Annotated in this window: 27 protein-coding genes; 9 read left to right on the plus strand and 18 right to left on the minus strand. The window is 67.9% G+C overall.

What is annotated here, in order from left to right; all coding sequences use genetic code 11:
* Positions 1–3: 3 nt before the first annotated feature.
* Positions 4–1002, minus strand: a complete 999-nt coding sequence (locus tag VMT65_RS32095; protein WP_326312303.1) for a 1-aminocyclopropane-1-carboxylate deaminase/D-cysteine desulfhydrase — start codon at positions 1000–1002, stop codon at positions 4–6.
* Positions 1003–1117: 115 nt separating this feature from the next.
* On the opposite strand from VMT65_RS32095, the gene VMT65_RS32100 reads away from it, so the two are divergent.
* Together VMT65_RS32100 and VMT65_RS32105 are read left to right on the plus strand one after the other, a co-directional pair.
* Positions 1118–1981 carry an SDR family oxidoreductase gene (locus VMT65_RS32100; protein WP_326312305.1) on the plus strand — a complete coding sequence of 288 codons (864 nt, stop codon included), beginning with the start codon at positions 1118–1120 and terminating at the stop codon, positions 1979–1981.
* 35 nt (positions 1982–2016) lie between these two features.
* Complete coding sequence (locus tag VMT65_RS32105) at positions 2017–3327, plus strand: phytoene desaturase family protein (RefSeq protein ID WP_326312307.1); 1311 nt, start codon at positions 2017–2019, stop codon at positions 3325–3327.
* Here the strand turns inward: VMT65_RS32105 and VMT65_RS32110 are convergent, their stop codons facing one another.
* Positions 3328–3975, minus strand: a complete 648-nt coding sequence (locus VMT65_RS32110) for a TetR/AcrR family transcriptional regulator (RefSeq protein ID WP_326312309.1) — start codon at positions 3973–3975, stop codon at positions 3328–3330. It lies immediately after the preceding gene.
* 70 nt (positions 3976–4045) lie between these two features.
* Here VMT65_RS32110 and VMT65_RS32115 point away from each other — a divergent pair, with 70 nt between their 5' ends.
* Positions 4046–5464: a cytochrome P450 gene (locus VMT65_RS32115; protein WP_326312311.1), complete on the plus strand. Its 1419-nt coding sequence runs from the start codon at positions 4046–4048 to the stop codon at positions 5462–5464.
* Position 5465: 1 nt separating this feature from the next.
* Here VMT65_RS32115 and VMT65_RS32120 read toward each other — a convergent pair whose 3' ends face one another.
* A complete protein-coding gene (locus VMT65_RS32120) occupies positions 5466–6470 on the minus strand; it encodes a TY-Chap domain-containing protein (RefSeq protein WP_326312313.1) in 1005 nt (334 codons plus the stop codon).
* A gap of 124 nt (positions 6471–6594) precedes the next feature.
* Here VMT65_RS32120 and VMT65_RS32125 point away from each other — a divergent pair, with 124 nt between their 5' ends.
* Positions 6595–7386 carry a 3-oxo-5-alpha-steroid 4-dehydrogenase gene (locus tag VMT65_RS32125; protein WP_326312315.1) on the plus strand — a complete coding sequence of 264 codons (792 nt, stop codon included), beginning with the start codon at positions 6595–6597 and terminating at the stop codon, positions 7384–7386.
* 15 nt (positions 7387–7401) lie between these two features.
* Here VMT65_RS32125 and VMT65_RS32130 read toward each other — a convergent pair whose 3' ends face one another.
* The 8 genes from VMT65_RS32130 to VMT65_RS32165 all read right to left on the minus strand — a co-directional run bounded on the left by VMT65_RS32130 (position 7402) and on the right by VMT65_RS32165 (position 15424).
* The gene (locus VMT65_RS32130; protein WP_326312317.1) at positions 7402–8697 is read right to left on the minus strand and encodes a sensor domain-containing diguanylate cyclase; all 1296 of its coding nucleotides are present in this window, start codon (positions 8695–8697) and stop codon (positions 7402–7404) included.
* A 31-nt stretch (positions 8698–8728) separates the two neighbouring features.
* Positions 8729–9538 (minus strand): SAM-dependent methyltransferase, encoded by an 810-nt coding sequence (locus VMT65_RS32135; protein ID WP_326312319.1) that lies wholly within the window; start codon positions 9536–9538, stop codon positions 8729–8731.
* 199 nt (positions 9539–9737) lie between these two features.
* Complete coding sequence (locus tag VMT65_RS32140) at positions 9738–10517, minus strand: M50 family metallopeptidase (RefSeq protein WP_326312320.1); 780 nt, start codon at positions 10515–10517, stop codon at positions 9738–9740.
* Positions 10518–10597: 80 nt separating this feature from the next.
* Entirely contained in the window at positions 10598–11797 is a 1200-nt protein-coding gene (locus VMT65_RS32145; RefSeq protein WP_326312321.1) for a cytochrome P450, read from the minus strand.
* A gap of 144 nt (positions 11798–11941) precedes the next feature.
* A complete protein-coding gene (locus VMT65_RS32150) occupies positions 11942–12439 on the minus strand; it encodes a response regulator transcription factor (RefSeq protein ID WP_326312322.1) in 498 nt (165 codons plus the stop codon).
* Positions 12440–12620: 181 nt separating this feature from the next.
* Entirely contained in the window at positions 12621–13865 is a 1245-nt protein-coding gene (locus VMT65_RS32155; RefSeq protein WP_326312324.1) for a sialidase family protein, read from the minus strand.
* 576 nt (positions 13866–14441) lie between these two features.
* Positions 14442–14873, minus strand: a complete 432-nt coding sequence (locus tag VMT65_RS32160) for a PaaI family thioesterase (protein ID WP_326312325.1) — start codon at positions 14871–14873, stop codon at positions 14442–14444.
* Positions 14870–15424 carry an SRPBCC family protein gene (locus tag VMT65_RS32165; RefSeq protein WP_326312327.1) on the minus strand — a complete coding sequence of 185 codons (555 nt, stop codon included), beginning with the start codon at positions 15422–15424 and terminating at the stop codon, positions 14870–14872. Before VMT65_RS32165 ends, VMT65_RS32160 begins: the two co-directional genes overlap by 4 nt.
* Positions 15425–15483: 59 nt before the next feature.
* Here VMT65_RS32165 and VMT65_RS32170 point away from each other — a divergent pair, with 59 nt between their 5' ends.
* Positions 15484–16068: a TetR/AcrR family transcriptional regulator gene (locus VMT65_RS32170; RefSeq protein WP_326312329.1), complete on the plus strand. Its 585-nt coding sequence runs from the start codon at positions 15484–15486 to the stop codon at positions 16066–16068.
* A gap of 50 nt (positions 16069–16118) precedes the next feature.
* Here the strand turns inward: VMT65_RS32170 and VMT65_RS32175 are convergent, their stop codons facing one another.
* On the minus strand, positions 16119–16517 hold the full coding sequence (locus VMT65_RS32175) for a DUF6463 family protein (RefSeq protein WP_326312331.1): 399 nt from the start codon (positions 16515–16517) through the stop codon (positions 16119–16121).
* Entirely contained in the window at positions 16514–17137 is a 624-nt protein-coding gene (locus VMT65_RS32180) for a DUF2867 domain-containing protein (protein WP_326312333.1), read from the minus strand. The genes VMT65_RS32175 and VMT65_RS32180 overlap by 4 nt, the downstream gene beginning before the upstream one ends.
* Positions 17138–17231: 94 nt before the next feature.
* Between VMT65_RS32180 and VMT65_RS32185 the strand changes: the two genes are divergently transcribed.
* Positions 17232–17816 carry a TetR/AcrR family transcriptional regulator gene (locus VMT65_RS32185; RefSeq protein WP_326312335.1) on the plus strand — a complete coding sequence of 195 codons (585 nt, stop codon included), beginning with the start codon at positions 17232–17234 and terminating at the stop codon, positions 17814–17816.
* A gap of 297 nt (positions 17817–18113) precedes the next feature.
* Positions 18114–18614, plus strand: a complete 501-nt coding sequence (locus VMT65_RS32190; RefSeq protein ID WP_326312337.1) for a hypothetical protein — start codon at positions 18114–18116, stop codon at positions 18612–18614.
* A gap of 15 nt (positions 18615–18629) precedes the next feature.
* Here the strand turns inward: VMT65_RS32190 and VMT65_RS32195 are convergent, their stop codons facing one another.
* Both VMT65_RS32195 and VMT65_RS32200 read right to left on the minus strand, forming a co-directional pair.
* Positions 18630–19691 carry a fused (3R)-hydroxyacyl-ACP dehydratase subunits HadA/HadB gene (locus tag VMT65_RS32195; protein WP_326312338.1) on the minus strand — a complete coding sequence of 354 codons (1062 nt, stop codon included), beginning with the start codon at positions 19689–19691 and terminating at the stop codon, positions 18630–18632.
* Between the two features lie 163 nt (positions 19692–19854).
* Positions 19855–20784 (minus strand): alpha/beta hydrolase, encoded by a 930-nt coding sequence (locus VMT65_RS32200; RefSeq protein WP_326312340.1) that lies wholly within the window; start codon positions 20782–20784, stop codon positions 19855–19857.
* A gap of 184 nt (positions 20785–20968) precedes the next feature.
* On the opposite strand from VMT65_RS32200, the gene VMT65_RS32205 reads away from it, so the two are divergent.
* The gene (locus VMT65_RS32205; RefSeq protein WP_326312342.1) at positions 20969–21799 is read left to right on the plus strand and encodes an HpcH/HpaI aldolase/citrate lyase family protein; all 831 of its coding nucleotides are present in this window, start codon (positions 20969–20971) and stop codon (positions 21797–21799) included.
* On the opposite strand, the gene VMT65_RS32210 is transcribed toward VMT65_RS32205, so the two are convergent.
* Positions 21796–22539 carry a maleate cis-trans isomerase family protein gene (locus tag VMT65_RS32210; RefSeq protein WP_326312343.1) on the minus strand — a complete coding sequence of 248 codons (744 nt, stop codon included), beginning with the start codon at positions 22537–22539 and terminating at the stop codon, positions 21796–21798. The genes VMT65_RS32205 and VMT65_RS32210 overlap by 4 nt on opposite strands.
* A gap of 34 nt (positions 22540–22573) precedes the next feature.
* Positions 22574–23143 carry a TetR/AcrR family transcriptional regulator gene (locus tag VMT65_RS32215; RefSeq protein WP_326312344.1) on the minus strand — a complete coding sequence of 190 codons (570 nt, stop codon included), beginning with the start codon at positions 23141–23143 and terminating at the stop codon, positions 22574–22576.
* Positions 23144–23223: 80 nt separating this feature from the next.
* On the opposite strand from VMT65_RS32215, the gene VMT65_RS32220 reads away from it, so the two are divergent.
* Positions 23224–24117, plus strand: coding sequence for a DUF4437 domain-containing protein (locus VMT65_RS32220; RefSeq protein ID WP_326312345.1), 894 nt, complete (start codon positions 23224–23226; stop codon positions 24115–24117).
* 45 nt (positions 24118–24162) lie between these two features.
* On the opposite strand, the gene VMT65_RS32225 is transcribed toward VMT65_RS32220, so the two are convergent.
* Positions 24163–24906 (minus strand): maleate cis-trans isomerase family protein, encoded by a 744-nt coding sequence (locus tag VMT65_RS32225; protein ID WP_326312346.1) that lies wholly within the window; start codon positions 24904–24906, stop codon positions 24163–24165.
* Positions 24907–24908 lie beyond the last annotated feature (2 nt).

A 24908-nucleotide genomic window follows, 5' to 3' on the forward strand; every position in this document is an offset into this window, starting at 1 on the left:
GCCTCAGCGCGGTCCGTTGGTATTGAGATACACCACCGGACCGTCGCCGAACCGCCCGTGCGCGTTCATGTCCAGCAGCGCCGCCATGGCCTTGGCGGTATAGACCGGCTCCAGTTGCATGTGCTCGCGATCGGCCGAGAGTGCTTGCGCGGTAGCGGCTTCCGGCATGGGATAGCCGTATCCGGGGCCCAGATACTCGGTCACGATATCGAGATTGTCGGTGGGGGAGAGGTGCTCGGGAAGCCGAGCTCCCCGCTTGCGCAGCAGCCGCTCGCTGCGGGCGGCAAGCTTGGACAGGGTCGATTCGTCAAGGCGCAGTGTGTCATTCACGACCACGCCCACCACCCGGGTCGACAATCCGGCCAGCCGTAGACCGAGTGAAAGCCCGGCGGCGGTCCCGCCCGAGCCCACCGGAATCACGATATGGCTCGGCTCCGGCAGCTCCCCGGCCCGCACCTGCTCCGCCAATTCCAGTGCCGCCTCTACATATCCGAGCGCACCCACCGCCGAGGACCCGCCCGCGGGCAGGAAATACGGTGGTCGGAATCCGGAGAAATTCCGCCCCAGCAGATACGGCGCACTCGCGATCGTCCGCGCCTTGGTGTGCGTGAAATGCAGCTCCGCCCCCGAGTCGCGCAGCCTTTTCAACTGCGCCCGCACGTGATCGTCCTCGGGCTGATCGATAAGCGCCAGAACGGTTTTCAACCCGTGCTCGCGCCCGTACAGCGCGGTCGCCAACCCCCAGTTGGTGCCCAGCCCGCCCACCGTCACAATGGTCATACGGCCCTGCCGCAGCGCATCGGGCAGCAGCCATTCCAGTTTGCGGACCTTGTTGCCGCCCCAGCCGCCGTCGCCGAACTCGCTGTCGTCCTTGAGCCAGATGTCCGCGCCGACCGTGTCCAGTGACGCCAGCCGCCGCACCGGTGTCGGACTCGTTCCCAGCCGCACATGCGGGAGGGTCCGCGCGAGGTCGGGATAACGCTGGTGCAGATGCGGAGTCATCACACCAACCCTATCGACTGGCCAGTTCCGCGACGAGTGTGGCGGCCAGCACACGACGCCCCACCCGCGACTGCTACTTTCCGAAAGGACCTTAGATTCGGCAAGGAGAACTTTCATGCCTGGTGTAACCGATCGCGTCGTCATTGTCACCGGCGCCGGTGGCGGCCTCGGCCGCGAATACGCGCTGCTGCTGGCCCGCGAGGGCGCGCTGGTCGTGGTCAACGACCTCGGCGGCGCGCGCGACGGCTCCGGCTCCGGCCACAGCATGGCCGACGCGGTGGTCGAGGAGATCCGCGCCGCCGGCGGCACCGCGGTCGCCAACTACGACAGCGTCGCCACCGTCGAGGGCGCGCAGGCGCTCATCCAGACCGCGCTCGACAACTTCGGCGCGGTGCACGGCGTGGTCAACAACGCGGGCATTCTGCGCGACACCAGCTTCCTCAAGATGACCCCCGAGGCCTTCGAGGCCGTACAGCGCGTGCACCTGTTCGGCTCGTTCAATGTCACCCACGCCGCCTGGGGGCACTTCCGCGAGCAGGGCTTCGGCCGCATCGTCATGATCACCTCCACCTCCGGGCTGTACGGCAACTTCGGCCAAGCCAATTACGGCGCGGCCAAACTCGGACTGGTCGGCATGATGAACACCCTCGCGATCGAGGGCCGCAAGTACGACATCAAGGTCAATGCCGTGGCACCCATCGCCGCCACCCGCATGACCGCGGACATCGCCTCGCCCGAAATGCTCGAGAAGCTGCCGCCCGCCCAGGTCGCGCCGATCGTGGGGTACCTGGTCAGCGAGGAGAACGAGGACTCCGGCATGACCTTCGTGGTCGGTGGCGGCGCGGTGCACCGCGTCCAGCTGTTCGCCAACAAGCCCGTCTTGTTCAGTGCGGTCCCGACGCTGGATGAGGTGCGAGAGAATTGGAGTCGTATTACCGATATGTCCGACGCTCAGCCCGGGGTGAATCCAGCGGGGTGACCCCCAGCGGGCCGAGCCTGCTGGAGGAGCTCGCCATGAGCGAGAACATGTGGGACGCACTGGTTGTCGGAGCCGGAGTGGGCGGGCTGTGCGCGGCCGCCCGGCTCGCCCACCACGGCTACCGCACCCTGGTGGTCGAACGCCTGGATCGGGTGGGGGGCCGCGCCTCCACCGAGGAGATCGACGGATTCACCATCAATACCGGGGCGGTGGTCGTCGAGATCGGCGGCATCACCGAACAGACCTTTCAAGAGGTCGGGGCGAAATTCGAAGTGCGCCCGGCGGATCCGCCGATTCTCTACCGGATCAACGGTCGCGATGTGGACGTCACCAGCGGTGGGTGGGGACTGCTCATTTCGCAGCTGACCCGGCACGGGGCCAGGCTGCTCACCGGGATCGGGGCGGCTCGCGAGGACAGCGGGCTGCCCGATCGAGAGCTCTCCACCGCCGAATGGGTGCGGCGGTACACCAAAAATGATGCGGTGCAAGGGATCTTCCGCAATATGTGCGGGTCGATCTTCGCGGTCGGGTCGGAGGAGCTGCCGGCGCGGGTGTTTCTGACGTACTTCACGCGCAAGTCGGCGTTCAAGAAGTTCGGGTTCTGCCCGGAGGGGACGATCGGGCTGTGGAAGGCGCTCGCCGAAGTGGTGGAACACAATGGGGGACAGGTCTGGCTGAACAGCGAGGTCGAGAAGCTTCTCGTCGAAGACGACCGCGTCACCGGGGCCCGCATTCGCCGCGACGGTGAAACCACCGACGTCACTTGCGCTTTCGCGATCAGCGACATCGGTCCCTCGGCGACCCTGGATCTCGTTGGCCCCGAACACTTCCCGTCCGCCTACGTCGGCACCGTGCTCCAGCGCGACCTGCCCTGCGCCATGATCTCGGTCAATTTCGCCAGCCGCGATCCCCTGCTCGAGGCACCCGGGCTGCTCAGCTTCGCGCGCACCCGTCGCCTCTGCTACGTCGCCAATTTCACCGCGACCTGCCCCGAGATGGCACCGGAGGGTTGGCATCTCTACGTCGGCACCGGTGTCCCCAAGCCCTCGGTCGGCGACTTCGACCCCGAGGCCGAAACCGCCCTGGTACTCCAGGATCTCCGTGAAGAACTCCCCGGCTTCGACCAAGCCCGAATCCTCTCCATCGCGGTCACCCGAGACGACTGGCCGCCCCAACGCGCCGTCGCCGGATACGACCTCCCCCACGACACCCCCTTCGCCAACCTCTGGAACGTCGGCGACGCCGTCAAGGAATACGCCAACGGCGGCATCACCGCCTGCGCCGAAACCGCCAAGATCGTCGTCGACGAAATCCTCGCCACCGACCTCGCCCGCCGCGATCCTTGATCAGGCCAGTTTCTCGGTCATGCCGGGGAGGCGGTCGACCATGGCGACGACGTAGTCGGCTACGAGGTCTATCAGGACTGGGCGGTCTACCTTTAGGCCGCCGTCGAGCCAGACGAGGATGAGTTCGGCTGCGCCGCCGGTGATCAGTTGGGCCAAGGCGGTGAGGGCGGTGTCGTCGCCCTCGGGGCGGTCGAGGAGGACTCGGGTTTGTTCGATGAGGAGGGCGGCCACCTGGCGCATGCCTTCGAAGCGGCGGCGCATGAGGAGTTCGCTGCCGTAGGCCTGGGCGAAGGCGATATTGGCGCGGCGGGGGTCGTCGGTGACGGCGATGATGAGGGCGGCCACGCCCGCGCGGAGTTTCTCGTCGGAGCCGCCGGGGGTTTCGGTCATGGCCGTGCGGGCCCGGGCGAGGGCCTCGCCCTGGACCTCGTCGAGCAGGGTCGCGGCCAAAGCGTCCAGGTCCGTGAAGGATTCGTAGAAGAAGCGGGGGCCGACCTTCGCCTGCTCGCACACGCCGCGCACCGTGAGAGCGGCCAGCCCCTGCGTTCCGACGATCTCCAGCGCGGCGTCGAGCATTCGCCGCCTGCGCTGTTGTTTGCGCTCATCGGTCGTGGTGCCGCGATAGGTTCCGTTGAAAGCCCGCGTCACCCTGACAGCTTGGCACAGAAATCGGGAAACGACCGTTTACGGATATCTCCGTTTCCGCTACCGTTGGTACATGGCTGTTCGAAAAGCCGTGGTGAATCACCGAATTCAGCGTCGCGCCGCCGGGGTGCTGGAGCGTTATCCCACCGTGCCGCGGGCGCTGGCGGCACCGCCGCCCGGCAGCGGGCTCGAGCCGGTGATGGGGGATTACGGCCCGCCCGGCATCGGACACGTGGTCGCCACCCTCGCCGATCCGCTCGGATTCAGCCGCGAACGCATGAGGCTGTTCGGTCCGGTGCAGTGGATGGGTGTCTTCGGTCGCCAGGTGGTCGGCATCGGCAGTCCGGCCGCCATCGAGGAATTCCTGCTGGACCGCAAGCATGTGCTGTCCGCGCAGAAGGGCTGGGAATTCCTCATCGGTCCGTTCTTCCGCGGCGGAATCCTGTTGCGCGACTTCGAGGATCACGCCTATCACCGCCGCATCCTGCAACAGGCGTTCACGCGGCCGCGGCTGATCGGCTACCTGAATCTCACCACCCCGCGCATTGTGCGCGGAGTCGACTCCTGGCAGCCCGCCCCGGATTTCCCGCTCTACGATCACGTCAAGCAGTTGCTGTTGGAACAGGCCACCGTGGTCTTCGCGGGCGCGGAACTCGGCCCCGAAGGCAACCGCCTCTCGCGCGCCTTCGAGGACGCCGTGCACGGCGGCAAGGCCATCATCCGCACGAATATGCCCGGAGGAGTGTGGAATCGGGGCCTGCGCGGGCGCAAACTCCTCGAGGGTTACTTCCGCCGCGAACTGCCCGCCAAACGCGCGGGCGCGGGCGAGGACCTGTTCAGCGTGCTGTGCCATGCCGAGACCGAGGACGGCGAATCCTTCACCGACGCCGACATCGTCGACCACATGATCTTCGTCATGATGGCCGCGCACGACACCAGCACCATCGCCATCTCCATGCTCGCCTACGAACTGGCCCGCCACCCCGAATGGCAGGAGCGGCTGCGCAAGGAATCGCAGGCCCTGGGCAAACCGACCCTCGACTACGCCGACCTCGACCGCCTCCCCGGCCTGGAGATGGCGTTCAAGGAAACGCTGCGCATGTACGCCCCGGTCGGGCAGATGGTGCGAGAAGCCCTGGAGGACACCGACATCGCGGGCTACTACATCCCTAAGGGCGCACTAGTCATGGTCGGCGCGTACTCCATGATGCGCAACGAGGAATACTGGCACGATCCGGACGTCTTCGACCCCGAACGCTTCGACCCCACCCGCGCCGAAGACAAATCCCACCGCTTCGCCTGGCCTCCGTTCGGCGGCGGCGCCCACAAATGCATAGGCCGCTACTTCGGCGGCATGACGGTCAAAGCCACCATGCACCGCATGCTGCTCAAATACCGCTGGACCGTCCCGGACGACTACGAGGTTCCTCTCGTCGCGGGCACCGGCCCCACCCCGGCCGACGGCCTCCCCATCCACCTCCGCCGCCTCTGAATCACCGCACGTCGCGGGGGATTCCGAGTTCGATGTCGAGGTAGCGGAGTTCGGGGTCGCGGCGGCGGCCGTTGCGGAAGGCTCGGAAGACGAGATCCTGCGGGTGCCCGACGGTGAAGACTTCGGTGAACGTCAAGACCGTGCGGCGGGGCGCGCCCCGTAGGCACGGATTGAAGCCCGCCTTGGCGAGGGGGCCTTCCCAGATGAGCGCCGCGCCGCCGGGGACGCTGTGCGGGGCGAAGCTCCAGCCGAGATCGCGCATGCGGCGGTCGAATTCGCCGGTGCCCAGGCCCGCCACGTCCCAGCCGCTGGCCTCGTTGAAAAGCTGTCTGCCGTGCAGGAATTGGACGAAGCACGGGTCGGGGCCGGGGTGCGGGGTGCTCAGGTTGATGACGCCGTCCCACGGCAGGGTGGTCAGTGCCCAGGCCAGGCGCGCCTCGAAATCGGCCCAGTCCGAACAGCCCACGGGCGCGTCGCGTTCACTGGGCCGGTCGGCGGGCAGCCCGTAGCTGCCGGTGCCGGGCGCGTCCATGCTCCAGGTGGCGAACCGTAATCGGTCGCCGTCCATATCGAGCCCCTCGCGCAGTACCGTCACCACCGATTCGGCGACCGCGCGCCGAAAGTCGACGGTCTCGTCGCGCGGCCAGCCGGTGCTCCACTCCCGCGCCAGCCGCGGCTGCTGATGCACCCGCTGCATGGCCCGCCACTGCGGATCCGGTGCGGTGGCATCGGATTCCGAGGGCAGCGGCACCGGGTCCCAGGTGCCGTCGGGTTGCTCGCGCAGCACGCTCAACAGCCGTTCGGCGTCGGCGGCGTCGTCGGGGACCGCCACGATCACCTCGATCTCGGTGCCCTGCTGCGCGAAATGCACTCGGCGGCCGGTGAGTTCGTCCCGGATCTGGATGAAGCGCGGATTCCACCCGAGCCCGGATTCGTCCGCGTCCTCGTCCTCCTCGAGAAAAAACGGCATCGACTTGACCAGCACATCCCAACCCTGCGAACCCACCTTGCCTCCCTCCGGGTTCTCGCCAACCTACCCGCCGGTCTTCCACCGCGGCTACCACTGGGTACCGGTCGGCCCGCCCGCTGTGGTAGAACCTGTTCTAGTTTTTACACCTCGAGGACCACGAATGAACTGGTACACCGGAAATACCGTCTACGACACCGTGCTCACGATCGCCTTCGCGTTCGCCGCCTTCGTTCTCATCGGCGGCCTCTTCGGGCAGAGCCCGTACGGTCGCTTCGCCACCACCAAGCTCGGACTCAATCTCAATCCGAAGCTGGGCTGGTGGTTGATGGAGATTCCGGCCACCGTGGTCTTCGCGGTCGCGTACCTGACTGGTCCACGCCGCTTCGAGCCGACTTCGATGGTGCTGGCGGCCATCTGGATTCTGCACTACGGCAATCGGGGCTGGTTCTTCCCCCTCAATATTCGCCAAGTGCCCGGCAAGACCAGCAGTTTCAATGTTTCGGTGCTCGGCATGGGCATGCTCGTCACCACCCTGCACGGCTACCTCAACGGCGCGCTGTTCAGCCACGACTACCTGGGGCAGTACGGCACCGACTGGCTCACCGACCCCCGCTTCATCATCGGATTGCTCGTCTACCTCAGCGGTTTCGCGCTGCTGGCCAGCTCCGAGCACATCGTGCGCAATCTGCGCGACAAGAACAACCCCGGCGCAACCGAATACAAGATTCCGTACGGTCTGGGATTCCGATTCGTCACCAGCCCCACCTATCTCGGCGAGCTGGTCGCTTGGGCGGGATTCGCCATTCTCACCTGGGCGCTGCCCGGCGTGGTCATCTTCCTGATCACCTTCGGCAATCTGGTGCCGCGCGCCTTCGCCACCCACGGCTGGTACCGCGAGAAGTTCAGCGACTACCCGCCGGAGCGAAAGGCCCTGGTGCCGTTCGTGATCTAGTGGGCCCTGCGTGATCTAGCGGGCGGCCCGGCGCGGGGGATCACCGCGGTGGCGCAGCGCCTTGTCGCGGTACATGGCGGTGTCCACGGCGTGCATGAGCTCGTCGATGGCGGTGGCGTCGGTGTCCACCAGCGCGGTGCCGATGCTGGCGCCCACCCGCACCGACAGCCCGGCCACATCGAACGGATCCTCCAGCGCGCCCAGCAGACTGTCGGTCACTTCGTCCAATTCCGCCTGGCCCGAGCAGTTTTCGACCAGCACGATGAACTCGTCGCCGCCCAGGCGGGCCACCACGGCATTCGAGGCCACCGCCATGCGCAGTCGGTGCGCCACATCGCAGAGCACCCGGTCCCCGGCGGTGTGGCCGCGCCGGTCGTTGATCTCCTTGAAGCCGTCCAGATCCAGATAGCAGACCCCGACCTGACCGGAGGCCGCGGCGAGGCGATCGAAGAACAGCAGCCGGTTGGGCAGACCGGTCAGCGAATCATGGTGGGCGTCATACCAGAGCTGATCGGCCAGCTGCTTGCGGTCGGTGACATCGACGGTGACGCCGATGAGGAAGCGCGGCCTGCCCTCGCTGTCGCGGACGATGGTCATGGACAGGTCGATGACGGTGTGCGTGCCGTCGGGTTTGGTGTGCTCGGTTTCGAAGCGGAAGCGGTCGATCTCCCCGGAGAGCAACCGCTGGAACAGTCCGAACGCCTCGCCGATATTGGCCGGGCCCAGAATGTCGGCGACCGACCGACCCGGCATGTCCTCGGCCGGGACGCCCAGGGTTTCGGCCATGGCGTTATTGACATCGACCACCTTGCCGGTGCTGATGTCGACCGTGCCGATGCCCACCGACGCGCCCTCGAAAATGGCCTGAAACCTGGCCTCGGACAGGTGCCGCCGGGCTTCGGCCTCGCGGGCGGCGGTGAGCGCGGCGCTCAGCGTCGTCTCCTGTTCGGCCAGCGCCACCGCGCGCAGACCCGCGGTGAACTCGGCCGCGAACTCGGCGGCCAGCTCGATGGTGCGGTCGCGCACCGGCCAGTAGTCGGCGCAATCGGGTTCGGGACAGACGGTTTCGACCAGGTCCTTGCACAGCACGAAGACCGAGCGGTTCACCGCCAGCGGATCACGGTAATTGGCGGCGACCAGCGCGGCGGCGGCCTCGCGCGCGACCGACAGGTCCCCGGTGCCGCGCACCGCCTCGATCAGGCGGGGGCAGAAGCCGTCGAGCAGTTCCTCGACCTGGTCCCGGGTGAGCGTCGGCGCGACCGCGCCGTCCAGCATGTCGGCCCAGCGGACCGCCAGCTCGCTCACACCCACCGCGGCAACCCCCTTCCCCTGCCTCGATCACCTAGGCCTTGCGGCCCACACCCGCCAAACCGAGCGAGCGGCCCGGCGTCTCGTGCTGATCGCGATCGGATTCCGGCCGCCACAAGGGCAATTCCACCACACCGGGTTCGAGGGGCTCCCATTTGCCGAACAGTGCGGTGATCTCCGCACGGCCGCGGAAGTGCAGGCCGATCTTGCTGACGTTGGTGGAATTGTTCTGCAGCTTGGCCGCGTCCTCGGGGCGAGTCGCGGAGGTGAGATGGGAGATCGCGACGAAACTGCCGGGGACGACCGCGTCGTAGAGGGCGTTGACCTTGTCGATCGGGGCGAAGTCGTCGGCCATGAGGTGGAGGACGGCAATCAGAAGAACACCGACCGGTTGTTTGAAATCGATGATGCCGGTGCCCCGTGCCTGCTCCAGCAGGGCCGCGGGCTCGCGCAGATCCGCCTCGATGGCCGTGGCATTCGCATTGCCCGCCAGAATCGCCCGCGCGTGCGCGACCGCCACCGGATCGATATCGGCGTAGAGCACCCGGCATTCCGGATCGATGGCCTGGGCCACCTCGTGCACATTGCCCGCCGTCGGCACGCCCGAACCGATGTCGAGGAACTGGCGCACCCCCGAATCCACCAGGAACCGCACCGCCCGCCGCAGGAACGCGCGATTGCTCAGCGCCAGCCGCGGCAGGTCCGGGACGAGCTTCTTGGCCTGCTCGGCGGCCTGGCGATCCACCTCGAAATTGTGCGAACCGCCCAGCAGCGCGTCGTACATGCGCGCCGGACTCGGGCGGTTCATGTCCACGCCCTCCGGGGCCCACGCCGGTCTTTCCATCCCCAAACCCTCCTAGCCGCAACGATCGAACGTCCGCCGCTCGGTGGTGCCACGAGCACTGAGCCGTGCTGAGCGAGGCGGGCCGAGATCCGGGCAAATCCGGTGTTCCCGATCACCCGGGCGGTGCATACCGAATGGTAGTCGGCATTCGCCAGATGCCTTGCAGTGATACCACTTCCGCCCTGACGTGGGGGAATGCTCAGCGCGGGGTCGATGCCGCGCAGGTGCTGTGGGTGATGGCGGGCACGCAGATGCCCGAGACGTCGGCCAGCAGCAAACGCGCGCCGAGCACGAGCGAGCACACCGCGATCGCGCCGAACAGCAGCACCCACAGGATGCCGGGAATCCGGGTCAGATACGCGAGTTGATCGGCGTCGGAATTGGGTTCGTGCGCGCGATTGCGCTGCAGCTCGATCACCGGCCGCACCGCCGCCAACAGCAGGAACCAGGCCGCCGCGTACGCCAGCGCCGCCTGGGTGGTGTCGGTGCCGAACCAGGACACCGCGACGACCAGGCCGCCGGTCACCAGCAGCGACAGCAGACCGTAGAAGTTGCGGACCTTGAGCAGCAGCACCAGCAGCAGAGCGATGGTCAGCCACAGCATGAGCGTGATCCGATGCGCGCCCAGCAGCGCGGCGTAGGCCAACCCCACCAGCGCGGGCGCGGGATATCCGGCCGCCATGGTCAGAATCATGCCCAGGCCATACGGTTTGCCGCTCGACACGGTCAGACCGGAAGTGTCCGAATGCAATCGGATGCTGTTGAGCCGCCGACCCGTCAAGAGCGCGGTGAACGCGTGCCCGCCCTCGTGGGCGATGGTCACCACATTGCGCAGCACCCGCCAGGTCGGGTGGAAGACCACCAACACCAGCGCCACGACCCCGGTACCAACCACCAGTTGCCAGGGCGGCGCGGCCTGCGTCGTGGTCAGCCGATCCACGATCGTGCCGCCGTGCTGAACGAACTCCGCTGTATCCACCGCCGCACCCTATCGACTCCAGCTGAGCGCGACCACAGCTCGCGCCGCTGGATCAGGAGCCGCGGCGATGCGTGGCGGGGCTACCAGGCGACGGGGAGGGTCTTCGGGCCGCGTAGCAGCATGCCGGTTTTCCAGGGGATCTCGTCGGCGGGGACGGCCAGGTGCAGGGTCGGGAAGCGGCGGAGGAGGGCGGTGAGGGTGACCTGGAGTTCGAGGCGGGCCAGTTGCGCGCCGACGCAGTGGTGGAAGCCGTGGCCGAAGGCCAAGTGCGAGTTGTGGTGTCGGTCCAGGGTGAGGGTGTGGGCGTCGGGGAAGGCGTCCTCGTCGCGGTTGGCGGCACCGAGGTCGACGAACAGCGCCTCGCCCGCGCGGATGAGGGTGCCGGAGAGTTCGACATCCTCGTTCGCGATGCGAGGGAAGGCCCCGCCGTTGCCGAGTTGGACGTAGCGGAGCAGCTCCTCCACCGCGGCCGGGACCAGGTCCGGATCCTCGCGCAGCCGGTCCCATTCGCCGGTGGTGAGCAGTACGTAGGTGAAGTTCGCGATCTGGTTGGCGGTGGTCTCGTGACCGGCGACCAGCAGGGTGATGCCGAGGGTGACCAACTCGTCCTCGGTGAGGCGGTCCTCGTTGTCGCGGGCGGCGACCAGCGCGCCGAGCAGATCGTCGGTGGGATCGGCGCGGCGCACCGCGATCTGTTCGGTGAGATAGGTGGCGAGCGAACCGTAGGCGGCCATGCGCTCCTCGGCCGACACCAGCGTGGTCGACATGACCGCGTCGGAGAATTCCCGGAACCTGTGCTGGTCCTGGGCCGGCACACCGAGCATTTCGCAGATGACGGTGACCGGCACCGGCAGGGCCAGGGCCGTCACCAGATCGGCGGGCGAGCCGGATTCGGCCATGGCCGTGAGCAATTCGTCCACCAGCCGCTCGGCGCGCGGCCGCAATTCCTGGACGCGGCGCGAGGTGAACGCGGTCATGGTCAGTTTCCGCACCCGGGTCAGCTCGGGCGGATCCATGCTGGTCAGCACATTCGGCAGGGCGGGCGTCTCACGCACCCGCGGCACATCCTCGCGCCCGACGGTGGCGGCCCGGCCGAACCGGGGATCGCTGAGCACCGACCGGACATCCGCATAGCGGGTGACCAGCCAGGCCTCGCCGCCGAACGGCAGTCGGACGCGGGAAATCGGTTCCTCGCGTTGCAGTTTCGCCGCGAGCGGATGTGGATCGAGCCGAATCGGATCGCCGAATGGATAGCGGCGGACTTCGGTGTGGGTGGTCACGCGGAACTCCTTCTCCCCGAGCTGACAATTGCAGGGTAGAAGTGGGTTCCGTCGCCGTCAAAAGATCGAATCGCCTTACAGATAAAGGAAATTCGTGTATTAAGCGATCGCGCTGAAAGATTGCGAGCGGGTGGAAATCCGCGGTCAGGCCGCCGCGCACGGGGTGGGGTCCGGCGTGGTTTCCCGCTTCGCCTCGGCATTCGCGGCGGGTTGACGCTGCGCGCGCAGGTGCCCGGAGATGCGCGCGAGCAGTTCGCCGGTGTGGATCGGCAGCGGCAGGCATTCCGACGCGCCCTCGGCCAGCAATGATTCGTGCACGTCGGGGTCGTGATCGGTGGTCAATACGAGGATCGGCGCGGTGGTGCGCGACCGTAGCTCGCGACACAGCTCGGCCGCGGCCATATCCTGCAGCGCCCGGTCCAGCAGAATGATGTCGGGAGCCAGGCGGGTCTGCGTCCGCAGCGCCTGTGCGCCGCTCGCGGTCTGCACCGCCAGATGGCCCGCCGCCGCGAGCACCAGCACCGTCATCTCCGCGACGGCCGGATTGCTCTGCACCACCAGGACTTTGGCCGGTGCGCCATGGTTCTCGCCCCGCGCGGAACGCGGATGAGTGATGGAATTCGATATCTGGGATTTGTTCATGATGTGCGGTCCTCCGCTGGCAGAATCCCCCGACCCTGCCGTCATCTGTAACCGACGGACCACGACGCTAACCTGTCGACCGACCGGGATGCCAGCAATTTGCGGAATTAGCTAGGTGATAGCTGATCTTTTTTCTGTCCGGACATGCATGGTTAACCGTATGTTTACTCGAGCCCGGCGATCAGCATTGGCGAGTGAAGCGGACCTCCACCGTGGTGCCGTCGGCGATCGAGCGGTTGTAGGCCAGATCCGAGCGGCCCTGGTTGTCGATGGCCACGGACTGGAAGTCGCCGAGTTCGCGGTTGGCGCCGCAGGTGGAGCCGCCGGTGCAGATGGGGCCGAACTTCACCGGGGTGGGGTCGGCGGCGGTCAGGGGCGTGAAGCTCGCACCGAAGTCGGTGCTCTCCGAATAGGACTCGTACCAGGGTGTGTCGGCGGGAGTGGTGTCGGCGGTGGCTTCGCTGGCGTTCCAGTACAGGGAGATGGCGATCTTCGGGCCCTTCGCCGCGACCCACGGGTAGACCGCGGTGCCCGCGGTGGTGAGGGCGCGTGGCGCCGACCAGGTGTCACCCCAGTCGGTGGAGGTGGCGAGGCGGACGATGCTGCGGGTGTCGGTGACATCGAGCCAGGTTGCGACGAGATTGCCACCACCGGCATCGGCCACGGTCGGGAAGACGAGGGTGGTGTTGGCATTGCCCGAGGGCGAAATGGTCCGCACCGACCAGGTGAGTCCGCCGTCCAACGAGCGACTGAACTTCACGCCCCCGTTCTGAGCGCTGAAGACGACGCCGACGCGATCGGTGAAGAGCGTGCCGCCGGGCGCGGCGACGATCGTTCCCGCCGCGCAGGTGAGGCACCCTTCCTGATCGAGGATGGTCGCGGCGACGGTGGTCAGCGGATAGAACAGGCCGTCGCCGAACGACCGCGAGACCCCGATCCCGCTCGGCAGCTGGTGATAGGCGAGATACACCGCGGTCCCCGAATTCGCCAGCCACGGCCGATCCTGGATCGGCAGCCCGGCCGCCGGGAGCGCGATCCACGAATCGCCCTGATCCGACGACCTGGACACGGTCGAACTCCCGGCCCACAGATCGGCGAACGCGAGATCACCGTTCGGCGCGATGGCCAGGGTGGAGTCACCCCCGCCCAGCATCACCCCGCGCAGCCCGGGCGGGGTCGCCACCCAGCTCGCGCCGTCGTCGCGGGAGCGAAAAACACTGCTGGGCGAGGAGATCCCGCCAGAAAGCAGGCCGGTCGGTCCTTCTATATAGAGCGTCCCGTCGGGCGCGACATGCATCCCGGGCTCGAATGCCTTCTGCCCGACCACGATCGGCGCGAGGAACGCCGCCCCGGCTCGCGCGTGCGGTGCGGTGGCCACCATCGCGACGGCCACGACCGCCGTGAGCAGGACCGGCGCGATCCGCATCCAAGAGATCCCCACGGCCGGTCGATCATTCCCGATCCGGAACATGCCGTTCCTTCCAGAGGCGATGAGACAGAACAGACTCCCTCTCGGACCTTTACCACCCGGCCCGCCTCGCCTCCGCGTGTCCGTCGCGCGCCACGGGGTGTCCGTATGTCGACCCGCCGACAACCCGCTCGCGGCGGGCTCGCCCGCCGCCGACCCGCGGCGTCCGACCCGGTTCGGCGAGCTCATCGAGCTAACGCGCAGGGAATATTGTGACCGGGTGTGCAGGGGCACTGACCTGACGTGCCGATTGCCTGGAAACGGCTTTCCCGCAGTGAGAATGGGCCCTATCGTCGCAGGTGGGATTCGATCAGGTGTCGTCATCGAGCTATCCGGTGGCATGAACTCGAAATCCCAGGGGCCGACTGCCCTTTCGGCCCCGGAACGGTCACTTCTCCCAGCCATGGAAGCGGCCGAGTACGAGATCGCCCGACGACCGGCGGGAGTCCCCGATTCGCCTTGCCAATCCCGCCGGTTCGGCCGCCCTCGGTTCCCCTGACCCTCGACGCGAAAGCGCTTGGCCGAGCGAATCGCTCATGCGCCCGGTGGTTCGATCGCTCGAACCGTGCCCTGGGCTGTCGCGCACAGCACCGGATCGCCAACCGCGGGGACCGAGTAGACCCGGCAGTCGCAGACCGCCTGGCGGCGGGTGGCGTCGACGACGCGGGCGACCGCGCGCAGCGCGATTCCGTCGGCTGGTCGCAGATAAGTGATGGTGAAACCGCCGGTCAGGACATTCGGGCCCAAGACCGCGCCACCCGCGAAGGTGATGGTGTTGTCGGCGAGATAGGACAGCACTGCGCCGTGGACGTAGCCGAACTGCTGACGCAGGTCGTCGCGGATCGGGACTTCCAGAACGGCGTTGTCGGCGTCGAAGGCGGTGAGTTCCGCGCCGACCAGGACGCTGAACGGTTGGGCTGCCAGCACAGCGCGGGCCTGGTCGAGGGTGGGGACGGTGGCTGTCATCGGACGGCTCCGGACTCCTGGGCGGATGCGGGGGACGGCAGCTGTCGGGCCGCGTGCTTGCGGGCCTCATCGCTGTGAATTCGACTGCGAAGGAAGCGAACGTAGGGGCTGTGGTGGTTTCTCGGCGTGGTGCCCGGGACCAGAGCGGTCTCGGCGCGGTCGAGTGAGTCCTCCAAGAGCGCATCGTGCAGCCAGCGCCACAGCAGCGGCCAGGTGAGGCGGTCCTTTCCGCGGGTACGCATGATCAGTTCGTGGGTCAGTCGGGTGTGCCTGGCGTCCAAGGCTTCCACGAGGAATCCGTGGGTGCCATCGAAACCGCTCGGTCGATGGAACCGGAATTTCACCTCGCGCCCTGGGATGTACTTGACGCAGGTGTAGCGGATCGGGCCGTGCCCGCCGACCGCGTTGACTCCCAGTGAACGGTCGAATCGCATTGCGGGCCACTGCTGGATCGGCCACAGCCGGTCGTCGTCGGTCGCCAGCGTGTCGAGCAGACGGCCCACCGCCTCGGCGTCGGCTGTGATCACTCGGCTGTGAATGTTGCTCACCATGATCGGGACCTTTCAATTAGCGAGTGCTCTCTAAAACAATTAGAGGGTAGTCTCTATATGTGTCAAGGAAACCTACGCACACCTCCGACTCGCTGCTGGACGCCGCCGCCGAGCTGGCCGCGTCCGAGGGCGCGGCGGCGGTCACCATGAGCGCGGTCGCGGCGGCGGTGGGCGCGCCGAGTGGCTCGGTCTACTACCGCTTTCCGGACCGGGCGGCATTGCTGGCGGGTCTGTGGCTGCGCACGGTCGATCGATTCCAGAGCGGGTTTCTCGAGGCCTTGTGGATCGATCCCCCGGAGCAGGCCGCGAGGGCCGCCGCACATCACGTGATCGAGTGGGCGCGAACGCATCCAACGGAGGCCGCGGTCCTGCTCGCGGGTCCGGCGGCCTTCGGGTCCGCGCAATGGAGCGCTGAATCGGCTCAGGTGGCCGCGAAGCAACAGGCTCGAATCGACGACGCCGTCACGGAACTCGGGGACCGGCTTGGTTTCCGCAGTCGGGTCGAGCGGGAACGGTTGGCGCTACTGATCATCGAACTGCCTTACGCGGCCGTGCGGCGATGCGTGCGCAAGTCTCGCGCCGAGCTGAGTGACGCGGTCGAGGCTGTCGATCGGATCGTGCGCGACACGCTCGGGGTTCGATAGCGGTCGGTGCGGGTGGATGCGCGGGGTGAAATGTCCACCCCGCGTGCTCATTAGGAGCTTCCGACCGGTGCCTGAGCGCGGGCGGTTCGTCGGCTGCCCGCTATCAGTAGGCCGGTGGCGACTGCCATGATCGGCCAGGGGGTGAGCGGCATGATCAGTGCGCCCAGGGCGGTCCATGCTCCGATCACCGGGGCGATGAACGACGGTGGGGTGAGTCCGCGGCGGTCCAGCCACAGGATGGTCAGGCCGACCAGGACGAGCGGAATTCCGAAGCTGTCCACCGAAAGCCAGAGTGCGCTGTTCGCGGGGCTCATGGCGGACAGGTCGTCGTGCCAGAGGGATCCGGTGAACCAGTCACCGGCGTAGCGCAGGGCGCGCTCGAGGGTCAGGGCCAGGATGGTGTGCGCGGCTCCGAAGAAGACGATGAGCCGACCTGCCCAGGCGATCATCGGACCTCCCCGGCCTCGTGCACGGTGTCGCGGCTCGAATCGTGGTGGGGCCAGACGCGATTCCATCGTCGCAACATGGCGGGATAGACGATCAACTGACGGAACGGTTCGATACCGGCCATGTACAGGCGGCCGAGTAGACCGTGTGGTTTGACCAAGACCGCCATGCGCAGTTCGTAACCGTCGGCGGTCGAGACCCAGCCGAAGTGGGCCACCCCGTGCACGGTCTGGTTCGCCAGTTCGAGCGCCGCCTCATCGGGGAGTTCGTACAGCGTGGTGAACGGGCTGTTCGGTACCGGCGATCCGGTCGATTCCTGGCGCAGATCGTCGGGCAGCCGGTCGGCCAGCGACTCGACTCGATTTCCCAGGCCCTCGCCGGGCTCGTCCCAGCCCAGCAGCGCGCCGAGTCGCCAGCGCACGGCGAACAGGAATCGCACCAGCGGGGAAGCGCCCGAGGGGCCGTCGTCCGCGCGGAAGGCGGCCAGAATGCGCGGGAAGTCGTCCGGTCCGCCGCCCGGCGCGCGAAAGGCCCAGACGTCCTGCACGTCGAAGTCGGGCGCGATTTCATGGATGCGCCAAGGCCTTTCGGTGTGTTCGGTGTGGGGGAGTCGATTGGACATGACACCGTCCTCTACGAGTTATACGGTTGCGTATAATCGAAGAGTAGATCTGTTATACGGCTCCGTACAACGCTGAAGTGAGGTGGATCACCGGATGGGCGCACTGCGCACGCCACGCGAAACATGGATCGAGGCAGGGCTTTCGGCGTTGGCCACCGGCGGCGTCGACGCGGTGCGGGTCGAGACGCTCGCCAAGGCGCTCGGCGTCACGAAGGGCGGCTTCTACGGCTATTTCGGCGATCGCGACGCGCTGCTCACGGCAATGCTGGACACGTGGGAACGCGAAGCGGTCGACAATGTGCTCGAAGAGGTCGGGCACGCCGAGGGCAGCGTGCTCGACAAGGCCCGGCTGGCCGGTCATCTCACCTTCTCGAGTGATCGATTGCTCCCCATCGACCTGGCCATCCGCGACTGGGCCCGCCGCGACCCCGCCGTCGCCGAACGCCTACGGCGCGTGGACAACCGGCGCATGGACCTGCTCCGCGATGCGATCGGCACCGTGTGCTCGGACCCGGACGAAATCGAGGCCCGCAGCCTGCTCGCCTTCTGCGCCGCCATCGGCAGCCACTTCCTCGCCGCCGACCATGAAGGTCGTACCCGCGAGGAGGTCATCGCCCGCGCGGGCGACCTGATCCTGAACCGTTCGGCGGCGGCGAAACCGGAACCTGGGCAGGTATGACGCGGTAGCCCTCTCGGTGGCGGCCCCGCGATCTCCGGGTGCGGTCGGATCGGGCGGGCGGCACCGGTTTGCTCGATGTGGCGCGATCCGCCGGTGATTGGCGCGTTCGGTCCCGCGAGATTCGGGGATGCGCCACGGGGGATCGTGCAGAATGCCGAGCGTCCACTAGTTCCCGAATTCGAGAGCCTGCCAGCGGATTCGGGGCCTGGCGGGCAGTCGGCGTTGTCGGGGCCGCTCCGGCGGCGAGATGAGGGGTGACACGGTGGACGAGCGAAGCTGGCGTGCCGGGGAATCGGCATGCTGAGCACGGCGCAGTTGCGGGAAATGCTGGCGATGCTGCCCCCTGACGTCGATGCCGTGGGAGCGGTGGATGATTCGCCCGTCGAGCGGGCCGAACTGTCCGCGATCCTGCACGCGGTGCTCAGCGACACCATGCGGCGCTCGATCATCGAGGCACCGCTCGGGCACTGCCGTCCGTCGTGGGCCTCGGCGATCGAGGCCGCGGACACGGCCCTGGCCGATTGCGGCGCCCCGGCCTCGGAACAGGCTCAGTTCGACGCGAATTGGCTGGGTCAGCGCATCGGGATGCTGGCCGCCCGCGAGGCTCCCGCGGCCGCCCGCGCCCTGCTGACCGCCGCCTCACACGCCGTGGAGGCCGCCGGTGTCCTGCTGGCAATCGCGCGGGATCCGTCCGCCACCGCCGCGCGCGACAGCTGGCCCACCGCCATCAACGACCTCGCCTACGCCTTCCATCTGGCCAACGACGAACTCGGCGATCTGACTCAACCGATCCGCTGAGCGCCGCCCGACGGATCAGGCCAGTTGGACGGTGGCGGTGGCGCGGCCGAAGATGCGGCGTCCGGCGTGTTCGGCGGTGAGGGCGGCGACGGCCGTCCGGGTGGCGGGGTCCATCGACTTCACCTTGCCGGTGAAGCGGATTCGGCCCGCCTCGTGGTCGCTGACGTGGACGGGGCTGGTCATGCGGGCGCTGAGGCCGCGAAGTGCGCCCGGGTCGCCCAGCCAGGCGGTGACGAAGGCGGCGGCCAGGCCCAGGGTGAGCATGCCGTGCGCGACCACGGTGTCGAATCCGAACTGTGCGGCGGCGGCGCGGTCCCAGTGGATGGGGTTGGTGTCGCCGGAGACTCCGGCGTAGTTGACCAGGTCTCCGGTGGTGAGACACACGGTGTGGGGCGGCAGTTCCCGGCCGACGGCCATCTCGTCGAATCGCCGGGCGTGCACGGCGGGCCGCAGTGGGGTGGCGGGTTCGATGCTCGGTTCCGCGGTGAGGGCCTGGAATCGAATCGGCGTCGGCGCGGAGTTCGCGGTGCTGGGCTCCGGCGAAATCGCTTGTGCGCCATCGAGAATGAGGCGTTCCGCGTCCGTTCTTCGTGGGCGGGCGACGTAGCTGGTGTAGGTCTCGAGAACCAGTCGGTGCCGGTGATCGGTGAGCAGGGTTCTGGTGGTGAGCAGGTCACCGCCGAAGGCGCGCCGCCACGAATGCAGATACGCCTCGCAGACCAAGCGGTCTCCGGCGGTGATCGGTCTGTGGAACTCGATGACCTGATCGGTCTGCACCACCTCGTCGAGACCGTAATCGAGAGCCAGCGTCTCGAACAGCCGGGCCTGCGCGTGAATCGCGATGACCGATGCGAAGGTCGGTGTCGCGATCAGCCCCGAGTACCCGAAATCCCGGGCAACCCGCTGATCCCAGTGCACCGGATGAAAGTCCTGCACCGCCCGCGCGTACTCGCGAATCTTCTCGCGATTCACCACATACCCGTCCTCGAGGCGACACCCCCACCCCACCATGGCCTGCGCGTGCGCCGCGCGATCCAATCCCACTGCCGCGTCAACCGTTTCAGGGAGGGAAGTCATGCCGAGACGCTATCGCGGAGAGTCGCTGTGCGATAGCGATTTCGGCGAACCGATCATCCATCGGCCTATACGTCCGACGGGAAAACCCCGTCGCCAGCGGTGATGCCCTAGTGCCCGGTGGTTAGCCAGCGGATGACCCTCCCGCTGCAACGACCTCCAACCCTCACCGTAATAGCGTCGACGACGGTGACGCGCTGTCCTGGATGGGGATGAGGCCGTCGAAGAAGTCGGTGGTCCAGTCGGTGGCGAGGGTTTGGACGGTGGTGATGTTCGCCGGTTGCGGTATGCCGCAGAGCATCTCGCCGAGCAGGTCGGAGCTCGCGCCTTCGGCGTCGGTGTGCTCGCCGGTGGTCAGGCGCACGCCGAGGAAGGGGCGGTGCAGCAGGGTTTGCAGGGCGGTGGTGCCGGAGCCGAACGCATTGCACAGCGACGGCGGGCCGGAGACGGTGAGAATGGGCAGGCCGGTGGGGTCCAGGTCGGCCAGGGCCAGGTCGGTGTTGTTTCCCAGGAACGATTTCACCGGGTCGAGCAGGACCAGGCCGCGCAGGCCCGCCCAGGCGGCGGGGGCGGCGGTGTGCAGACGGTGGGCGACATACTCGACGGCCTCCGCACCGGCGGAGTGGCCGAGGAAGACGAACTGCCGCGGCATGGCCGGTGCGGTGTGCCCGGCGTCGGCCGCGGCCGCCGCCAGGCTGCGGGCCAGTGGGCCGTCCGGATCATCCGCGGTGGCGAACAGGCGGGCGACCTGGTCGAGGAACGGCGTGTTGTCGCCGAGGTTCTGCAAGGTGCAGCCCGCGAGATTCATGAACGGCAGGCTGGGGGCGAAGACCAGATAGCCTGCCGCGGCCAGGGATTCGGAGAGCGCGGCGACGTTCTGGTTCGCGCGGGCGAAACCGTGCTGTACCCAGACCAGCCCGCGCGGCGCACCGGCCGGCAGATACCACTCGGCACTCTGCCGCAGGGTCGAGGCCGCGCACGGCAGGTCGATCGTGCCGGGCAGGGCGGTCGATTCGGCTGCGGCCGGGCCGATTCCGGCGACGGCGGCGACGCACGCGGCGGCCAGAACGGTCAGTGCAGAACCCCGAAGGCTCATCGCGACTCCAGTACGAGCACACGCTGTTTCCGTTGATGGAATAGCGTTTCTTTCTCTTCTGGTCCGGACCCTACCGAACAGCCGCTGGACGTGGACGCGAATGTAGGGATATGTTTCCACAAACGAAACACTGTTTCACTCGAAATCGTGTGTGGCGCAAGCTTCGCGGTGAGGAGACGCCCCGGTGAGATCCGCGCTCTACGTCCCCGGCAATCGCCCCGATCTGTTCGACAAGGCCCTGGCGGGCCCGGCCGACGTGGTGCTGCTCGACCTCGAGGACGCGGTTCCCCTCCGGGACAAGGCTTCCGCCCGCGCCGAGGTCGCCGCCTGGCTGCGCACGGTCACGGTGACCCGGCCCCGCGTCTGGGTCCGGGTCAACCCCGAGGACGTCGAGGCTGACCTGCGCGCCGTCGCGCTACCGGCCGTAACCGCCGTCTGTCTCGCGAAAACCGATGCGCCGCGGCAGGTTCGCGCCGCCGCCGCGATCCTGGACGCGTGCGAGCCCGGGCCCGCGCGCATCGAGATCTGCCCGCTGCTCGAAAGCGCGGCCGCCATCCTCGATGCCCGCGCCATCGCCGCCGCGCCCCGCGTCGCCAGACTGCAACTGGGCGAGGCGGATCTGTGCGCGGACACCGGCATCGAGCCCGGCGCGGACCGCGGCGAGCTGCTCGCCGTCCGCACCCAGGTCGTGCTGGCCAGCGCCGCCGCCGGAATCGCGCCCCCGCTGGGGCCGGTGAGCACCGACTTCCGCGATCTCGACGCCCTGCGCGGCTCGACCGAGTCACTCGCCCGGCTCGGCTTCCAGGGTCGAGCCTGCATTCACCCGGCCCAGGTGCCGGTGGTGAACGCCGTCTTCACACCAACCGAGGCCGAGGTGGTCCGTGCCCGAGACCTCGTCTCCCGCTTCGATTCCGCGCCGGGCGGCATCGTCTTCGACGAGCGGGGGCGCATGGTGGATCGCGCCGTGGTGCGCCGCGCCCGTCGTCTGCTCGCCGAGCTCTCGGACGAGCGTTAGTGCTCGCGCAGTAACCGGCCCGCGCCCGCGACCCGGTCGTCGATGCCGTGGTCGCGCAGCGCGTGCCACAGCGTGGCGGCATTGATGGCGATCACCGGCTTGCCGAGTTCGAATTCGAGTTCGTCCGCGAGGCCGACGAACGACAGATTGGTGCCTACCTGAACGATCGCCTCCACCTCGGGGCCATCGAGGGCGGCCACGACCTCGCGCAGCCGCTCGGGTCCGACCTTGGCGATGTCCATGGCGGTCGGGCAGCGCAGACCGGTGATGGCGGCGACATCGAAACCGGCCTCGGTGAAGAACCGGCCCACCTCCTGGTCGGCGATGGGCTGATAGGGAGAGAAGACCGCGATGCGACGGCACCCGAGTTCGCGCAGCGCCGCCCGGCACGAGCTCGCGCCGGTGGTCACCGGCAGGCCCGTCCGTTCGCGCAGGCGGCGTTCGAAGGCGGCATTGCCTTCGACTCCGCCCCAGAAGGTTTCGGCCGACATGCCCATGACCATGCGATCCGGCTCGGCGGTCAGCGCGTCGCGGACCGCGGTGTCGATGGCGGCGCGAATCTGGGTCAGCAGCGCCTGGAAGTCGTCGTCATCGCCCATGACCGGATTGGGGATGTACATGGATCCGGCACGGTAGGCGATGCCCGGCAGCCCGGCACGCCAATAGTCGTGCTCCACAACGGTGTTCGTGCTGGGCACGATCACGCCGAAGACGGCACGGGTCCCGACGGCATTGGTCATGGCATCCCTCTGATGGTTCGGTGAGTGTTGAGGTTCAACGCGAGTGGAGCGCGTTGCGGGACAACGCATCCGACACGGCGCGATGGGCGCGCTCGCGGTCGACGGGGCGGTCCAGCAGCAGGACGTCCAGCAGCAGCGGCGCGACGACGGCCATGGCGCTCTCCTCGATCTGCGGCTCACCGGCCACACCCGCCGCCCGCACCGCCGCGCGAATGGGGTCGAGCAGATCGTCGACATAGCGCTGCCGCAGTTCCGCGCAGGCCGGATCGCTGGCCGAGGCGGTCACCAGGGCGCGCAGGAAGGCGGCGACGGGCTTGTCGCGCAGGCGATCACACAGCGAATCCACCTCGGCGTGCAGATCGGCCACGGGGTCGCCGGTGGGTTCGGGCGAGGGATGCGGCGCGACGGCGATGAGGGCCGCCAGGAAATCCCGCGGGGTGGGCCAGTGCCGGTAGATGGTGGTGCGGGCGACGCCCGTCATGCCGTGCAGCCGTTGCGGTGTCAGCGCCGCCGCGCCCTCGGTGAGGATCAGCTCCAAGGCGGCGGTCAGCACGATCTCCGCGGTGTCGGCGGCGGGGCCGACCGGGCGTCCGGGTCTACTCACGGGATAAACGATACATCTTGTTTTGAAAATTGATAAGCACTACATTCTGTATCGGAAACACTGCTCCCGCAGGAGGATTCATGCGTCCCCATGTCGAACTCATCGACGAAAAAGACCTCATCTGGCATGCCGCCGAGTTCATCCACGCCGAAGGCACCGCCCGGCAACGCAATCTGAGCTACGACGAGGAGGACGGTTCGGCTTCGCTGAAGGTCCACTTCACCAGCGACTGGACCCGTCCGGCCGGGGTGCACGTCGCCGACACCGAATGGTTCGTGCTCTCGGGTCGAATCACCATCGGCGACACCGAACTCGGACCCGAAGGGTTCTGGATGGCTCCCGCCGGAGTGTTGACCCCGCCGCTGCGCGTCGCGGCCGACACCGAGATCCTGCTGTTCCGCGAGCGTGGCGGCTGGGATTTCGAACCGGCCGACGCCGACCGCGAATTCGTCCGTCCCGACCAGAAATTCGTCGTCCACGACTCGGCGGCCATGCCGTGGATCGACGTCAAGGACGGCAGCCCCATGCGCTTCGACCTGGGCGGCACCCCGGTCCCCGGCCTCTATATCAAGCTGCTGCACCGCGACGAGAAGACCGGCTTCTACACCCGCCTGATCAAGGCCAAGCCCGGGTGGCGCGAGGTGCCGCTGGCCCACCACCCGTGCAGCGAGGAGGCCTATTGCCTCGACGGCGGTTTCGAATACAACTTCGGGTCCATGTGGCCGGGCACCTATTTCTGGCGGCCCCCGTTCATCCGCCACGGCGACTTCACCGCCGACGCCGACCGCGGCTGCACCTGGATCGTTCGCTCCGACGCCGATCTCGTCGACTGGTACACCGACAACGCCAAGGTCGTCATGACCGGCGACGCCACCAACTGGGGCGAGGGCTTCCCGCACAGTGCCGCCCCGCGCTTCATCACCCCGGTTCGCTCCAAATCCATTGGGGAATGGGCGGATCCGACTCACCAGTGAAATGAGCCCGCCCCGGCGAGGGATTCACCTCGCCGGGGCGGGCGTTCAGTGGTCGCGCAGCAGCCCGCCCACGCCTTCGACCCGGTCGCCGATGCCGTTGTCGCGCAGGGCCATCCACCAGGTGGCGGCATTGATGGCCAGCACCGGCTTGCCGAGCCAGCGCTCGGCCTCGTCGGCCAGCCGCACCATGGACAGATTGGTGCCGCACTGCACGAGCGCGTCGATCCCGTCGCCGTCGACCTCGAGCAGCGCCGCCCGCAGGTCGGACTCGGTGACGTGGGCGATGGAAACCGCGGTGGGACAGCGCAATCCGCGGATCGCCTTGACCTCGAACCCCAGCTCGCCGAAGAAGCGCACCACGTTCTCGTCGCCGACCGGCTGATACGGGGTGACCACCCCGATGCGTTTGGCCCCGTACAGCTCCAGTCCGCGCCGGCAGGCCTCCGCGCCGGTGGCCACCTCGAGGCCGGTCGCCTCCTGGATCTGGCGCACGAAGCGCCGGTTGCCTTCGACTCCGCCCCAGAAGGTTTCGGCCGACATGCCCATGACCATGTAGTCGGGTTCGCAGGTCAGCACCCGTTCGCAGGTGGCCACGAGCTCGGTGCGGATCTGGTCGAGCAGCCGACCCATGCCGGCGTCGTCGCTCATGTTCTGGTCGCGGATGTGAATGCGCCCGAAGTGGGCGGTGACCCCCGGCACGCCCATGCGGGCGAAATCGGGTTCCACGACGGTATTGGTGGAGGGTGCGAGCACGCCGAACTTGGCGCGCCAGCCCAGGACGTCAGGCATGA

It is taken from the genome of Nocardia sp. CDC153 (assembly GCF_035818515.1).
GTDB lineage: Bacteria > Actinomycetota > Actinomycetes > Mycobacteriales > Mycobacteriaceae > Nocardia.